This is a genomic window from Kitasatospora sp. NPDC091207 (assembly GCF_044768625.1).
Classification (GTDB): Bacteria; Actinomycetota; Actinomycetes; order Streptomycetales; family Streptomycetaceae; genus Kitasatospora.
Genome location: NZ_JBIVVS010000038.1, coordinates 17390 through 32258, shown reverse-complemented (window position 1 = coordinate 32258; position 14869 = coordinate 17390). Strand labels below are relative to the sequence as shown.

13 protein-coding genes are annotated in these 14869 nt (G+C 74.4%); 4 read left to right on the top strand and 9 right to left on the bottom strand.

Going from position 1 to position 14869, the window contains the following annotated elements:
* Positions 1 to 32 precede the first annotated feature (32 nt).
* Complete coding sequence (locus ACIQTO_RS35775; protein ID WP_402397288.1) at positions 33 to 1046, bottom strand: N-acetylmuramic acid 6-phosphate etherase; 1014 nt, start codon at positions 1044 to 1046, stop codon at positions 33 to 35.
* Positions 1047 to 1186: 140 nt separating this feature from the next.
* Complete coding sequence (locus ACIQTO_RS35770; protein WP_402397285.1) at positions 1187 to 1732, bottom strand: hypothetical protein; 546 nt, start codon at positions 1730 to 1732, stop codon at positions 1187 to 1189.
* A 301-nt stretch (positions 1733 to 2033) separates the two neighbouring features.
* Between ACIQTO_RS35770 and ACIQTO_RS35765 the strand changes: the two genes are divergently transcribed.
* Together ACIQTO_RS35765 and ACIQTO_RS35760 are read left to right on the top strand one after the other, a co-directional pair.
* Complete coding sequence (locus ACIQTO_RS35765) at positions 2034 to 2927, top strand: MurR/RpiR family transcriptional regulator (protein ID WP_402397283.1); 894 nt, start codon at positions 2034 to 2036, stop codon at positions 2925 to 2927.
* Positions 2928 to 2988: 61 nt separating this feature from the next.
* Positions 2989 to 3993: an N-acetylglucosamine kinase gene (locus tag ACIQTO_RS35760; RefSeq protein WP_402397280.1), complete on the top strand. Its 1005-nt coding sequence runs from the start codon at positions 2989 to 2991 to the stop codon at positions 3991 to 3993.
* A 206-nt stretch (positions 3994 to 4199) separates the two neighbouring features.
* Here the strand turns inward: ACIQTO_RS35760 and ACIQTO_RS35755 are convergent, their stop codons facing one another.
* Together ACIQTO_RS35755 and ACIQTO_RS35750 are read right to left on the bottom strand one after the other, a co-directional pair.
* A complete protein-coding gene (locus ACIQTO_RS35755; RefSeq protein ID WP_402397277.1) occupies positions 4200 to 5093 on the bottom strand; it encodes a hypothetical protein in 894 nt (297 codons plus the stop codon).
* 423 nt (positions 5094 to 5516) lie between these two features.
* Positions 5517 to 5978: a hypothetical protein gene (locus ACIQTO_RS35750; RefSeq protein WP_402397274.1), complete on the bottom strand. Its 462-nt coding sequence runs from the start codon at positions 5976 to 5978 to the stop codon at positions 5517 to 5519.
* Positions 5979 to 6262: 284 nt separating this feature from the next.
* On the opposite strand from ACIQTO_RS35750, the gene ACIQTO_RS35745 reads away from it, so the two are divergent.
* Complete coding sequence (locus tag ACIQTO_RS35745; protein WP_402397271.1) at positions 6263 to 7225, top strand: ArsR family transcriptional regulator; 963 nt, start codon at positions 6263 to 6265, stop codon at positions 7223 to 7225.
* A 159-nt stretch (positions 7226 to 7384) separates the two neighbouring features.
* Here the strand turns inward: ACIQTO_RS35745 and ACIQTO_RS35740 are convergent, their stop codons facing one another.
* Together ACIQTO_RS35740 and ACIQTO_RS35735 are read right to left on the bottom strand one after the other, a co-directional pair.
* Positions 7385 to 7852, bottom strand: a complete 468-nt coding sequence (locus ACIQTO_RS35740) for a hypothetical protein (protein ID WP_402397268.1) — start codon at positions 7850 to 7852, stop codon at positions 7385 to 7387.
* A 452-nt stretch (positions 7853 to 8304) separates the two neighbouring features.
* The gene (locus ACIQTO_RS35735; RefSeq protein WP_402397265.1) at positions 8305 to 9702 is read right to left on the bottom strand and encodes a hypothetical protein; all 1398 of its coding nucleotides are present in this window, start codon (positions 9700 to 9702) and stop codon (positions 8305 to 8307) included.
* A 799-nt stretch (positions 9703 to 10501) separates the two neighbouring features.
* Here ACIQTO_RS35735 and ACIQTO_RS35730 point away from each other — a divergent pair.
* Positions 10502 to 11701 (top strand): NlpC/P60 family protein, encoded by a 1200-nt coding sequence (locus tag ACIQTO_RS35730; protein WP_402397262.1) that lies wholly within the window; start codon positions 10502 to 10504, stop codon positions 11699 to 11701.
* 261 nt (positions 11702 to 11962) lie between these two features.
* On the opposite strand, the gene ACIQTO_RS35725 is transcribed toward ACIQTO_RS35730, so the two are convergent.
* The 3 genes from ACIQTO_RS35725 to ACIQTO_RS35715 all read right to left on the bottom strand — a co-directional run bounded on the left by ACIQTO_RS35725 (position 11963) and on the right by ACIQTO_RS35715 (position 14795).
* Complete coding sequence (locus ACIQTO_RS35725; protein WP_402397259.1) at positions 11963 to 12466, bottom strand: NUDIX hydrolase; 504 nt, start codon at positions 12464 to 12466, stop codon at positions 11963 to 11965.
* A gap of 464 nt (positions 12467 to 12930) precedes the next feature.
* Positions 12931 to 13962 carry a zinc-binding alcohol dehydrogenase family protein gene (locus ACIQTO_RS35720; RefSeq protein ID WP_402397256.1) on the bottom strand — a complete coding sequence of 344 codons (1032 nt, stop codon included), beginning with the start codon at positions 13960 to 13962 and terminating at the stop codon, positions 12931 to 12933.
* Positions 13963 to 14006: 44 nt separating this feature from the next.
* A complete protein-coding gene (locus tag ACIQTO_RS35715) occupies positions 14007 to 14795 on the bottom strand; it encodes a glycine betaine ABC transporter substrate-binding protein (protein WP_402397254.1) in 789 nt (262 codons plus the stop codon).
* Positions 14796 to 14869 lie beyond the last annotated feature (74 nt).

Genomic DNA, 14869 nt, shown 5'->3' with positions numbered 1-14869 from the left:
CGGGCTGGTGGGCCCCGGGCGGGCGCTCGTGGTCACGGCCGTGGGGACGGCGGCGTGGCGGGTGGCGTGTGCGGTGCGGCCGGGACGGGAGGAGCGGTCGCGGCGAGCGGTTCGGCGGCCCGGGCGGGTACGTCGCCGGGACATCGGGTGGCCGCCGGCCGGAGCACGTCCAGCGCGCCCCGCACCGTGCCGCCCCCGGTCGCGAGCGCGGCGCGCGCGGTGGCCGGGGCGGCGTCGGCGAGCAGCACCACGAGGGCGGCCTTCAACTCGCCGTCGGCGGCGGCCAGCGCGGACCGGCAGGCCTCCGGGCCGGCGCCGGAGGCCTGGGCGAGCAGGGTGAGTTTGCGGGCGGCGAGCTTCCGGTTCCCGGCCGCGACGTCCGTCATGAGGTTGGACCAGGTGCGGCCGAGCCGGACCATCACGGCCGTCGAGAAGCCGTGCAGCACCAGCTTCTGCGCGGTGCCGGCCTTCATCCGCGTCGAGCCGGTGATCACCTCGGGGCCCGACTCGACGCAGACGTGCAGGTCGACGAGGTCCGCCAGCGGCGCCTCGGGGTCGGCGCTCACCAGGACGGTCAGCGCACCGGCGGCGCGGGCCGCCCTCAGCGCGCCCGCCACGTACGGGGTCCGGCCGCTGGCGGCGAGGCCGAGCACCACGTCACCGGCCACCGCTTCGGCGAGCGCGGCCCGGCCGGCGTCCTCGCTGTCCTCGGCGTCCTCCGCCGCCCGGGTGAGCGCGGCCGGCCCGCCGGCCAGGTGGACCCGGATCCGGCCGGGTTCCAGCCCGTAGGTGGGGGGCAGTTCGGCCGCGTCCAGGGTGGCGTAGCGGCCGGAGGAGCCGGCGCCGACGTAGTGCACGGTGCGGCCGGTCCGCAGGGCGGTGACGGCGGCGTCCACGGCGTGCGACAGCGCCGGCAGCGCGGCCGCCACCGCGGCGGGCACGGTGGCGTCCTCGGCGTTGATCAGCCGCAGGACGCCGAGCGCGTCGAGCCGGTCGATGCCGGTGCTGCGGGGATTGCGCGCCTCGGTGGGCGGCAGGTGGTGCACGGGGGCTCCCGGTGTGGTGCGGGGACGGGGGTGAGGGCGGGGCAGGGTTCGGCGACGGACCCGGCCCCGAGGTCGAGGAACGTGAGCGGCGAGGGGAAGCGGGGGACGGTGAGCGGGGAGGGGGGAGCGGGGGACGCGCTTCAGTCGAGGGCGTCGGCGAGCGCGCGGGCCTTCGGTCCGTCCAGGCCCTCGCCGGGGAAGAGACAGGGGCCCCGGCCCCCGGAGGCGTCGAGCGCGTCCCCCGGGGCGGCCCGGAACCCGGGGGTGGTGACGGGCGGACCCCAGTCGGCGCCCCGGGCGAGCACGGGCGACGAGGTGGTCCGCACCACCGGCACCACGGCCGTGCCCGGCGAACCGGCGGTCTCCGCCCGGACCGCCCGGACCGCCCGGGCGACCGCGGCGACCCAGGCCGGCGGGCGGCGCGGGATCGCGTGGTACGGCATCGGCGGCGGCGCGTCGACCACCGGGAGCGCCGGCTCCGCCGCGTACTGGCCGACCAGCCGCGCCCGGCGCGCGCCGTCCTTCTCCGGGACGAGGAAGAGGCCGGTCGGGAGCCCGGGCCCGGCCCGGCGGGCGGTGGTGAGCAGGTCGCGGGCGAGACCGGTGATCACCTCCCGCGGCGGCGTGGGCGGCGTGAGTGCGGGCGGTGTGGGCGCGGATGCGGTCGGGACGGCCGGGGCAGGCACGGATGATCCTCGGTGGGCCGGGTGCGTGGGGCGCGGCGGCGGTGGGCCGGGTGGCGCAGGGTGTCAGCGAAGGGGCGCGACGGCCGGACAGGCGGTGGCGGTGACGCGGCAGAAGTCCACGTGGGCCCGGGTGGTGAGGACGACGGCACGGGACACGGCGCGCTCTCCTCTCCGGGGTCGTGGTGGCACACTTCGGACACACCCGCGGTTGACACCCGTCGGGATGTCGAGGATTCTTGCACAGGACTCTTCGAATGTGGAAGAGCAACATCGGCGGGCAACAGGATGTGGGAGGGATGTCGTGGACCGCACGTCGGCCCAGGCTCTGATGGTGCGACTGCGGGGCAGGCTGCCCTCCCTGTCGCCGGTGGAACGCGCGGTGGCCGAACGCGTCCTGGCCGACCCGCCCGGTGCGGCGGCCCTGAGTATCAGTCAACTGGCGGCGGAGGCAGGCGTTTCCGACACCTCGGTGACGAGGTTCTGCCGCACCATCGGCCTGCGCGGCTACCCCGATCTGCGTCTCGCGCTCGCCGCCGCCCAGGTGGCGGCCGCCGTTGAGTTCGCCGTCCGGGTCGGCGCCGACGGGGACATCACCGCCGGGGACGACACCCGCACCGTGGTCACCAAGGTGGCCCGGCTCACCGCCCGGGCCGCCGAGGACACCGCCGCCCAACTCGACCTCGACGCCCTGGACACGGTGGTCGACGCGCTGGCCTCGGCCCGCCGGATCGAGGTGTACGCGGCAGGCGCCGGAGCCGTGGTCGCCGCCGACCTGGAGTACAAGCTCCAGCACCTCGGCCTCGTCTGCGCGGCCCACTCCGACGTCCACCGCGCCCTGATGGGCGCCGCCCATCTCACGGCCGCCGACGTCGCCCTGGGCATCTCCTACTCGGGCCGCACCCCCGAGGTCCTCGACCCGGTCACCGAGGCCGCCCGGCGCGGCGCCACCACCGTCGCCCTCACCAGCGACCCCGGCTCACCCCTCGCCGCCGCCGTCGCCCGCGTCCTCACCTTCGCCGGCCGGGAGAGCGAACTGCGCACCGGCGCCACGGTCAGCCGCACCGCCCAACTCACCGTGGTGGACTGCCTCTATGTCCGCCTCGCACAGCGCCTCGACACCCAGGCCGCCGACGCCCTCGACCGCACCCACCAGGCCGTCACCCGTGGCCGCGCCCCCCGGCGCCACCGTGGCTGACCGCGAGCGGCCCGGCGCCGGCCCGGCCCCGCGACTCGACTCCGTCCGAGGGCGGGAACCTGTGGACGAGGGCACCTGGGTGGTGGGCGTCGACGTCGGCGGGTCCGGCATCCGGGTGGCGCTCGCCCCCGGCGGGTGGCCCACCGACCTCGCCCGGGCCCGGACGGTCGAGGTGGCCGCGGCCGCCCGGGTCTCCTCCTCGGCCGCCGGCCAGGACGCGGACGCGCTGCTCGGGCGGCTGCTTCCCGCGCTCACCGAACTGAGCACCGGGGTGCCGTCCGGCGCCCGGATCGGCGCGGTCGCCGTCGGTGCCACCGGGATGGCCCTGCTGGGACGGGACCTCGCGGAGCGCCTGCCCGGCCCGCTGGCCCGCGCCACCGGGACCGAACGCCTCGTACTCGCCGGCGACGCGATCGCCGCGCACGTCGGCGCCCTGGGGACGGGCGCCGGCGTGACCGTGGCCGGCGGCACCGGGCTGGTCGCGATCGGCTACCGCGCGGAGACCGGCTGGCGGCGCGCCGACGGCTGGGGCCACCTGCTCGGCGACTGCGGCAGCGGCAGCTGGCTCGGCCGGGCCGGACTTGAGGCGGCGCTGCGCGCGTACGACGGACGGACCGGCGGATCGCCCGCGCTGCTGACGGCGGCCGAACGCCGCTACGGCCCGGCGACCGGCCTCCCGGCGGCGCTCCAGCCGCACCCGGACCGTGCCGCCCTGCTCGCCGCGTTCTCCCCCGACGTGGCGGCCACGGCCGAGGAGGGCTGCCCGGTCGCCGGTGCGCTCGTCCGGCGGGCGGGGGAGGAGATCGCCGCCAGTGCGGCGGCCGCCGCCCGCGCCGCCGGTCTCACGGCGCCCCGACTCGCCCTGACCGGTGGCCTCTTCCGCTTGGAGCCGCTCCGCCGGGCGGCCCTGGACGCGCTGACCGCCGGCCTCCCCGCCGCCCGGCTCCGCGAGCCCGACGGCCCGCCCCTGCTCGGCGCCCTGCGCCTCGCCGCGGCCGCCGCATCCGGCGTCCTCCCCTGGCCGCTCGACCCACCCCTGCTGGACCTCCTGCACCGGCCCGCCTGACCGGGTACCGGCGCGCTCCCGTTCCGGCCGGCAGGCGCGGGTCCGTGGGCCGTGGGCCGTGGACCGTTGGCCGAGAACCGAGGACGGGAGGCGACGGCCCGGACCGTCGCCTCCCGTCGGGTGTCACCTCGAAGTCGCGGGTGACCGGACCCCCGCACGGCCGACACCGCGGCGACCGCCCACGGGCGTCGCCGGCCGCCCGGTGGTCAGTTCCCGGCTGCGGGTCGCGCCGCCACCGTGTAGAGACCGCGTCCGGTCCGCTGCGCCCGGTCGTCCTTGGCGAGGCGCTCCAGCCGGGTGCGGATCGCGTTGACGTTCCCCGCCAGGGCGTCCAGGCCGATCCGTTCGGTCACCTCACGGGCCCGCAGCGGGCCCGCTGCCTGGGCCAGCACCTCCAGGACGCTCTCCGCGTCCGCGACCTTCCGCCGCCGGCCCGTCTGCGGTGCCGGCGCCTCGGCGGGGGCCTCACCGGCGGCGGGACTCGGCTGCGCAGCCGACTTCTTGGCCGGGGACACCCGCTTCGCCGCGGGCTTGGGAGCGGCCTCCGCCGGGGCCACGGGCTTCGGGGCCGCCTTCTTCGCGGCGGGGGCCGAGGCCTGTGCTCCCCGGGTGGACGCGGCGGCGGGCGCGGCCTTCTTCGCCGGGCCCGTCTTCTTGGCAGGAGCCTTCTTCGCGGAAGCCCTCTTGGCCGTCACCCTCTTCCCGGTTCCAGCGCCGGTCCCGGCCACGGCTGCGACCGTGACCGCGGCCGTGGTGGGCTCGTCCGGTGCGGGAGCCGCCGGCTTCTCGACCGCCTCGGGCGCCGAGGCGGCATCCTTCACGGCCTCGGCCTCGACCGGGGCCTCGACCTCGGTCGGGACCGGCGCCAACTCGACGGCGAGCGGCTCGCCCTGGCCCTCGCCTTCGTCGCTGAGGGGCGTGCCGGACAGCAGTCGCAGCCCCTCAAGGGCCTTGGTGATGGCGTCCTGCTCCGCGGTGACGGCGGCGAGTTCCTCCGCTGCCCGGCGCCGCCGCTCCCGCACGGCGGGAAGCTGCGTCTCCAACAGCGCGATCGTCAAGGCCACACCGCTGTCGGTGCCGAAGGTGCTCCCGTTTCCCACAACCACTCCCACTACGTCGTCGATCACCCGCTGTTGTAGCGAATGTACGACCCGCCGGGCACGCCGTACAGGGATCGGGGAAGTATCGCCCGGTGCGGACGTACTGGCCATGACGGGCGCATAACCGCAGTGTTTCGGGGCAGAGTTGTCCGGTGCCCGCGTCCGGAGTCCGGCCCGACCGCCTCCCGGCCGTCCTCGTCCGCTGCTCTCACCGTGGTGGGGACCAGCGGTTCGTGGACCGGGTGTTCGCGCCCGCGCGGCGGTGTGGAGCCTCGCGCCCCCGCGGTGTTCCGCTGCCCTGGTGGCGTTCGAGGTCGAGCCGGGGCTTCGAAGGTCTGGTTGACGGACTCGATGGTCTGGCGCAGGGGTTGGGCTCCCTCGCCTCATCTCATGTGCGCCGGCCGAGCCCTCGGCATCGATCGTCTAGAAGTCGAACCGCGGGCTCTGCACGTTCATGTAGTACTGCAACCCGGAGCCGAAGTCCGCCCAGAAACCGACCTGGACGACCACCTGGTGCCCGGTCCTGGCGAGGTCCGTCGAGGCCCGGTTGAAGTAGTGGTTGCCGGAACCGCCGGCGACCCAGCCGACGCACCCGTAGTCGTACAGCCACTTGCCGGTCGAGACGTCGACGAGCTGTGCGCAGGGATCGGACGGGAAGGCGTTGTTGATGCCGATCCCGGCGACGATCGAGGCGAAGTCCCCCGCTTGGTGGGCGATGCAGGAGTCGATGTTGGCGCCGGCCCAGTTCGCCCACGCGTGGTTCGGCGTGGTGTCGGACCGGCACGCGTAGCCGGCCTCCTGCGCGGAGGCGGCGGGGGCCGCGAACACGGTGCCGGTCAGGGCGGCACCGAGCGCGGCCGTCGTGGCGAGAATGCGCCTGAGCATGGGATCTCCTCTGTTCGCGGGTATGCCCCGGGAGTTCTCGGGGCAGCGGTCGCCCTGGGCTCGCCCGGCCGGTCCTCCCGGGGCGCGGCCCGCTCCGGCGCACCGCCACCCCCCGTTGTCGCGGCGGTCCGGTACGCGCCGGCCGCGACGAGTGGCGGGGAGCCGGAGGGTCGGTCGACCTGCGACCAGCATTCCGCTCACCGCACCCGGCGGCTACGCTTTTGCACCAGGATGCAAAGGATCCACGACCAGCACCGCCAGGGATCGCGCCCAGGGATGCCACGTTGATACAGATCCGGCTGAGGGCCGACGACCTCGACCGCCTACAGGTCGCCGGCACGCCCGACTTCGGGTACGAACTCGCTCTGAGTGGACGGCACTTGGTCACGGGATCGCCGGGCCGTCAGCTCGCGGCATGGCGCCTCGACGTCGCCCGCTCCTGGAACCCGCGGCACAGCCGGCTGTTCGACCTCTACACGGACCTCTACCTGCCGGCCTTCTTCGACGAGGCCGCTCTGGCCGCACCGACCCCGGTCGACCCCGCTTCCCCGCCCGCCGTCGCCCACCTGTGGGACCTGGCCCGCTCCAACGTCCTGACGCCCTTCACCCGCGGACTGGCCGAGGGCGACCCGCGAGCCGCCACCGCGTTGGACCGGATCCTCGCCGGCCTCCGGGCCACCGCGCTCGACCCCTACCGCCGGCGCATCTCCTCCCTCGTCGCCACCGCGTCCGCCCGGACCCTGGCCCACTCCGCCCTGGGCGGCCCCGACGGCCTGCTGCGCTCGATCCACCCGTCCGTCGACTGGGACGGCCGTCACCTGCGTCTGAACACCCGCGTCGACTCCGTGGACGACCTCGAAGGACGACCCTTGATCTTCCAGCCCTCCGCGCTCGCCACCGGGATCACCTTCAACCCGCTCGCCGAAGTGGTGATCATCAGCTACCCCGCGGCCGCGACCCCGCTCACCCGGGACCGCGTACTCCACACGCCGCCCCCGGCCCTGCGGTCCCTGCTGGGCCCGACCAGGGCGGCCGCCCTGGTCGCCGTGGTCCGCACCCCCGCCCTCACCACCGGGAGGCTCGCCGCGATCCTCGGCGCGTCCGCCGCCGCCGCGTCACGGCACGCCTCCGTCCTTCGCGAGGCCGGTCTCGTCGTCACCGTCCGCAACGGCCGGACGGTCCATCACCAGCCGACCCACCTCGGCCTGGAGCTCGTTCACGGCACCACCCCCGACACCCCCGACTGAGGGCCGCCGGTCCGACGCGCGGCGGGGCCGGGGGTACCGCGGGGCCCCGGGACCGGGGGCGGGTCCGCCCGGCGTCATCGGCCACCCGGGTGACGTCGTCACCGGCGGGACAACGGGTCGCCCGCTCGACAGCGGCACCGGCCTGGCGATCCGGTCGCGTCACGTCCCGGTCCGTTCTCGGGCGTCGAACGGCGGGCAGGAGACCGAGACCTGCGACAGATAGGTGCTCAGGGACCCGGCGGGGAGCCCCAGCCCGGGGTGGTCGGCGGGCGTGAGCACGTCCAGCACCTCGGCGGCCGGATACCCGAAGACGTCGATGCCGCCCAGAACCACGGGCACGGCCGAGGGACCGGTGAGGGTGTACCGGCAGCGATCGAGAACGACCGAGGCGAGGCCGTGCCTGTCCCGTTCGGAGCGGCCCTCACGGTCGGCACAGTCACCGTAGACGAGTAGTTCCACACCGTCGTACACGGCCGTGAAGGCCCAGCCCGCCTGGCAGACCCACGACTTCCGCACATCGGCCAGGCTCGCGACGGCCCACTGGGCGGCCCGCTCGGTCATGCCGAACCTCAGGACCCCCACCTGGCGCGGCAGGACGACGCCCCTCCCGGGCAGCAGCTCGAACATCTGTTGATGATGAACCCGTCGCTCGCCCATGGCAACGGAGATGTCGCGGCACCGCCGGCCGTTCCCGTCCCGAGATCCAGCGGTCCCTCCGCGCTGCGGGCAGCGGCGGTCCGGCGGCAGGTCGAACGGCTCGGACCCCGGTGCGATCGGCCCCGGGGTGCCGGGTGCCGGACGCGGGTCGAGGTCGGCCGGGTCGGGGGCGCGGATCAGCCGTACCTCGTCGTGCTGGGCGCGGGCGCGGTCCGCCCAGCCGCTCCCGGTCGTGCGGGCGGGCACGGTGGTCGACCGCCCGCACGACCGGGGCCGTGTCGGCGGCCGGGGTGTGCCGCGCGGCGGCACGGGTGTCGATACCGTGCCGCCGGGCCGGTGGCCATCGGCGACCACCGGGGATCGGTGGCCGGCTGTCGGCCGCTCACCTTCCCGTGGCCGGGTGGCGGCCGGGGTCAGCAGGGTCAGCAGCAGCCGGGGGGCGGGCAGCAGGTGGGGGCGGCCTCGACGCAGACGGTGACGGAGTCGGTGTTGTCGGCGGGGTGGAGGTCGGTCTCGGCCGCCTGCGCCGTGGCGGTGTTGGTGACCGGGCCGGTGGTGATGGCCTTGGCCCGGAGGACGAGGGTGGCGGAGGCGTGGACGGCCAGGGTCCCGACGCTCCACTGGCCGGTGTCGGGATCGTAGGTGCCGGGGCCGGGGGTGGCGGAGAGGAACGCCAGGCCGGCCGGGAGGGTGTCGGCGACGGTGACCCGGGTGGCCGTGTTGGGCCCGGCGTTGCGGACGGTGACACGGTAGGTGACGGTTTGCCCGACGGTGACGGTGGTGGCGTCGGCGGCTTTGGTCACGCTCAGGTCGGCGGCCGGGAGTATCGGGGTGTCGGTCCGGTCGGAGGTGGCGGTGAGGGGTTCGGGGGCGGGGCCGAGGCGGTTCTCGTAGGCGGCGGTGGCGGTGTTGGTGGCGTGTCCGCCGGCGCTGGCCTCGTCGATGGTGACCCGGTACTCCACGGTCGTGCCGTTCGGCAGGGTCTCGGTGTTGGGCAGGCTGCCGCCCCGGCCGGCGGCGGCGCCGTTGCCGAGGTTGAACACCACCCGGTTGCCCGCCGGGTCGAAGTGGGCCTGGTCGTCGCCCTCCTGGTCGGTCTTGGCGCCGGCGTTGGGGCCGGTGACGATCCGCAGGGATCCGGGCAGGTAGGTGGTGCCGTCCGGGACGGTGTCGGTCAGGACGAGGGCTTCGGCGTTGCCGCCGCCCTCGTTCCTGGCGACGACGCGGTAGGTGATGACGTCTCCCACCGGGAGGGGCCCGTCGGGGACGGCGTACTTGGTGAGGGTGACGCTGGGGGCGGTGCCGAAGAAGATGCCGTCGAGGAAGTTGCCGACCGACTGGTTGCCGCCGGCGGAGGCGACGGAGCGGAAGGCGAAGCGGGTGGTGGTCTGCCCGGCCGGGACGGCGTAGGTGCCGGTGTAGAAGCCCCAGGCGGTGGTGCCGTCGGTGAACTGGCGCTGCTGGACGGCCGCGCCGGGCCGGCCGATGTCCAGGGCCATGGTGTCCTGGCCGAGTCGCCCGCGGTGGTAGAGCCGCCAGTACAGGGTGGCGCCGGGGGTGGTGGGCAGGTCCTGGTAGAGGGTGGAGACCTGGTTGGCGTTGAGTTCGGCGAACTGGACGCCGTCGGCGGAGGGGACGCCGTTGAAGCCGTCGTGCCAGATCTCGATGACGTGGTCGGTGGCGCTGGTCAGCCAGCCCGGGACGTGGTTCGGGCTCTGGGTCTGGGAGGCGTCGGGCAGGAGCGCGTTGCCGCCGCCGATGGGGGGCTGCTCGAAGCTGCCGTTCGCCAGGGTGATGCGGGACGGGACGGGAGTGGTCACGGTCTTCCCTTTCGGTCGATGCGGAGGGCTGGATGCCGGCGCCGGCCGGCCCGGAGGCTCACGGGTCCCGAGGTTCGTCGGCCCGGAGGCTCGCGGGCCCCGGGCTCACGGGTCCCGAGGTCCACGGGCCCCAGGTTCACGGGCCCCGGGGTTCAACGGCCCGGACGATCGGGTGCCCGGTGCGGGGGAGCGGCGGTTCCGGTCCGGTCGACCGGGAGCGGGTCCGTCCCTCGGTGCGGTGGTGAGGGGATGGCGGAAGGAGGCCACGGCCTCACGGCACGCCTCCGTGTCCAGGAGCACGGACGACGACAGCCGCAGTGGGCATCCGTCCTCAGAGTGCGCAGTGGTTCCCGTACGTACGAGAGCGTGGAGAACGGCTCCCGGAGCGCGTCGGGGCGCGATTCGCCCAGGTCGCGCCCTCATTCTGCGCGGCCCGCGCGCAGTGGGCGCCACGGGCGGTGGCATGCGTCCGTCCGCCCCCTCGCCCACCGCCGTCGGCATCGCACCGGAGGCCGCCCGGCGGCCATGATCGAACCGAAGTGGCGCCACCCCTCGTTCCACGTGGGTGTAGAGGGAGCGGTGGTGGAGGCGGGACCGACCCGTTCGAGCCACCTCGGGGAAGGCGGTGCGGCTGACAACCTCCGCACACGCTCGCCGACCAGCCGTGTCGGCACGGCTGCGCCCCGCCCGTGTCACTCACCTCTGCCCGGCGCCACCCCGTCCGGTCCGTTGCCCGGCAGGGCCTCACCCCGCTCGCCGTCGCTCTCGACGTCCCGTCCCCCCGAAGGAGCCCACCGCCATGGGAAATCACCGCAAACCCAGCCTCCCGAGCCGGGCCCGCCTCGCGGTCGTCGCCACGGCGGTGGTCGGTGGCGTGGTGCTCGCCGCCGGGGCGGCGCACGCCGAGCCGACGCCCACCCTCGCCTCTGTCAAGGAGCAGGTGGACAAGCTCAACGACGAGGCCGAGCAGGCCATCGAGCGCTACAACGGCTTCCAGGAGAAGCGGCAGTTGCTCCAGGGCGACGCCAACCGCATCCAGGACAAGATCGCCCGTGGCCAGGACGCGCTCAACGAACTGCGGACCTCGCTCGGCGCGGTCGCCGGCGAGCAGTACCGCAGCAACGGCATCGACCCGGGCGTCCAGCTGATGCTCGACTCCGACCCGGACGGCTACCTCGAGCGCGCGGCCGTGCAGAACCAGGTCGCCGACAGCCAGGCCGCGCTGCTCAGGAAGGCCCGCGACGCGCAGCGCCGGCTCGACCAGGACCGCGCCGAGGCCACCGCGATGCTCGCCCAGCTCGACGCCGCGGGCGCGTCGCTGGGCGAGGAGAAGAAGCAGATCCAGGCCAAGCTCGCCCAGGCCGAGGCTCTGCTGAACAAGCTCAGCGCGGACGAGCGGGCCAGGATCAACGCCCAGGAGAGCGCCGAGAAGGCCAAGGCCGCCGCCCAGCAGGCCGCCGCGGCCGACCGCTCGTCACGCTCCACCGAGCGCCCTGCGCCGAGTGCTCCCGCAACAGCCGCGGCGAAGCCTTCTGCCGGCGCCCCCGCCGGAACCCCTTCGGGAACCCCTAAGGGAGCCCCTTCGGGGACCCCCGCCGGAGCCCCTGCCGGATCCGCCGCCGGACCCGCTACGGCGAGCGCCGGCGCGAGCGGCCACGCCGCCGACGTCATCAAGTTCGCCACCGCCCAGCTCGGCAAGCCCTACGAGTGGAGCGCGACCGGGCCGAACAGCTTCGACTGCTCCGGACTCACCGGCGCCGCCTACCGCGCGGCCGGCGTCAGGCTCCCGCGGATCTCCCAGGACCAGTGGAAGTCCGGCCCGCACATCGCCCGGGGAGACCTCCAGCCCGGTGATCTCGTCTTCTTCTACGACGACATCCACCACGTGGGCCTCTACATCGGCGACGGCAAGATGATCCACGCTCCGCGCAAGGGCAAGAACGTCGAGGTCCTGCCGATCAGCGTGATGCCGTACATGGGTGCCGTCCGCCCGGCCTGAGCCAGGGCGGTGGCTGTAGGTTCCGGTGGGACCTGTCAGTTTTCCGGTCGAGGTGTCATCAACTTGTCGTTGGTGACACCTCGACCGGACAACGATCCTGTCCCAGTGCAGCTGACGGGTTCTCACCCGGTGACCTTCCGGCTGGTCTGACGGCAAGCACGCGGGAATCCGGCGACCAGGTCGCCGGCCTCGCCGCCGTTCCTGCCAGCGGCGAGCAACCAGCGTCGCATCCAACCGCCCGCCCAGGGCGGAGACGGCGTTCTACTCCGGATCGGTGTCCTCGTTGAAGTGCCCCAGATCAAGCGGGGCCTGGTGAAGCGCGCCTTTCACGACATCCGTGAGGAGGGCGGCCATCTTCTTGGGGCGGACCGTCTCCCTGGTGGTGGCCAGTTCCGCGATCGACCACCAACGATGCCCGTAGCGGGCCTCCTCCGTCTCGATCCTGATCAGGCTCGCCTCACCGGAAGTGATGCGAGCGAGACGGTACTCCTCGAACTGGTCGAAGCCGCGGCCGTCGACGCTGAAGATCGCTTGCCGAGTCCAGACGACAGGACCCAGTCGCTCGACAGGCAGCGACAGCGTCGTCTCCTCCCACACCTCGCGTATTGCGGCATCGAGCGCATCCTCGCCCTCCTCCACGCCGCCACCGACCGTGAACCACCATCGCGCACCCGGCCTGCGCGGATCCCGCCCGCACAACAGCAGTAGACGGTCACGCTCATCAACCAGAAGAACACGAGATGTCCAACGCTTCTGCAGCACCATGAACACCGACCCTACGGTCGCTGCGGCACGTCGCTCCCCGATACAGACGAATCCCAACGTGACGGGACAACGATCTTGGCTACCGTGACATCTCGGTCCAGGGTCAACGCCCGTGACTGGGGTGAGGGGTGGGAAGGCCCGGCTCTGGTACCGGCAGGCTGACGGGGAGTTCGAGGAGAGCACGCTCGACCGGCTGTTGATCTCCGAGGTGCCGGCCGGGATGCCGGTGCGCGAGTTCCGTTCGTACCGGGGGCGGCGGCACTACTCGGGATGGCACTGGGCGGCGACGACCCGGGCGACGGTGGCCTACGAGAGCCGTCTGGAGCCGGCGCGGATCGATCCCTGCTGGCGGACTTCGATCACCGTCCCAGCTCGGCGCAATGATCCGTGCCCGCGTCACCGGGCCGGCCGGGGCCCCCGCGCCCCCGCCGGCCTGGCAATCGCTCAAAGGTGCGTGTCGGGGGTCAGAAGCCGGTAAGGGTGGTCTTGCCGATGGCGCTGCCGCTCTCCTGGATGCGGTGGGCTTCGCGGAGGTTGGCGGCGTTGACGGGGCCGAGGTCCCGGGTGGCGGTGGTGGTGAGGATGCCGGCGTCCACCAGGCGGGCGACCTGGGTGAGGATGTGGTGCTGCACGGCCTGGTCGGTGGTCCGGAACATCGAGCGGGTGAACATGAACTCCCAGTGGAAGGAGATGCTCTTCGCCTTGAGTACGCCGATCGGCAGTGAGTCGAAGTCGTCGATGGCGACGATCCGGCCGAACGGGTTGAGGGCCTCGGCGTAGGCTTCGAGGTTGCGGTCGGTGCGGGCGGTGCTGAAGACGTAGTCCAGGCCGCCCGGCGCGACCTCGGCGAGCTGGGGGCCGAGCGGCTTGGTGTGGTCGACGATGTGCCGGGCACCCATCCGGCGGGCGAACTCCGCCGACTCCGGACGGGAGGCGGTGCCGATCACGGTCAGGCTGGTCAGGGCGCGCGCCATCTGGGCGACCATGGAGCCGACGCCGCCCGCGGCGGCGGTGACCAGCAGGGTGCCGGTCCGCTCCAGCGCACCGGTGCGCAGGCCGAGCCGCTCGAAGAGGCCCTCCCAGGCGGTGAGCGCGGTCAGCGGCAGCGCGGCCGCCTCGGTGAAGGAGAGGGTCGCGGGCTTGCGGGCTGCCAGGCGCTCGTCCACCGCGTGGAAGCGGGAGTCGACTCCCGGCCGGTCCAGGGCTCCGGCGTAGTAGACCTCGTCGCCGACCGCGAACAGCTCCACCTCCGTGCCGACGGCGACGACGGTGCCGGCCGCGTCCCAGCCGAGCACCCTGGGCTCCCCGGCCGGGTCGGCGTTCTGGCGGATCTTGTGGTCCACCGGGTTGAGGGCGACGGCCTCGATGCGGACCAGCAGGTCGCGCGGGCCGGGGGCCGGGACGGGCAGCTCGATGTCGGTCAGGCTCTCGGGGTGGTCGATCGGCAGGCTCCTGCGGTAGGCGACGGCGGGCATCGTGCTCGGGATCCGGTTCATGGGAACGTCCTCGGGTCGGTGGTGCGGGCTGTGGTTCCGCGCGGTCACGGCAGCGGCTCGGGGCGGGTGGCGAGGTAGTGGTCGGCGGCCTGGAGGGGGGTGAGGCCGTCGGCGTTGATGAGAGTGTCGAGCTCCTCGATGCCCTCGTTGCCAAGGCGCAGCGCGTTCATCCGGGTGAGGGCCCCGGGGTGGATGCGTTCGAGTGCGTCCAGGCGGACGACGGGGCGGGCCGCGTCCACGGTGCCCAGCAGGCCCTTGGGTTCGACCAGGGGGCGCAGTCCGTGGCGGCGGTTGAGGTACTGGGGGCGCCACAGCGGGATGACGAACCACTCCTGCCGGGCGATGCCGCGTTCGACGCGGGTGAGGAAGCCGGCCTCGGTGCCGGGGGTGAAGCGGTAGCCGGCCCGGTCCAGCCCGTACGCGCCGATCATGTCGGTGGAGAAGCGGCTGATGCCCGCCCCCGCGTTGATGCCGCCGACTGTCCGGGTCATCCGTGCGGCCACCTCGGGCCGGGCGAGGTCGGCCACGCCGGCGACCGTCGCGGGGACGTACGGGGGCACGGCCCAGAGGCAGTACGGCGTGTAGTAGGGGGCCAGGACACGGACCTGGTCGCGGTAGGACGACAGGTACGTGGAGTGGCTGGAGGGCAGCCAGGCGCAGACCAGCACGTCGATCTCGCCCCGCGCTTGCCGGTGGAACAGTTCCTCGTGCGGGGCCTCGATGACGCGCACCCGGTGGCCGTGGGCCTCCAGGACGCGCTGGGTGACGGCCGCCGCGGCGCGGTGGAAGGACAGGGCGATGGTGCCCAGGGTGAGGGGAGTCGGGGATCTCATGGGAAAGGGTCCTGCTTCGCTGACGTGGTTATCAGGGCGGCCCGTGACTTCGGGGCACGTCAGAGACGGTATGC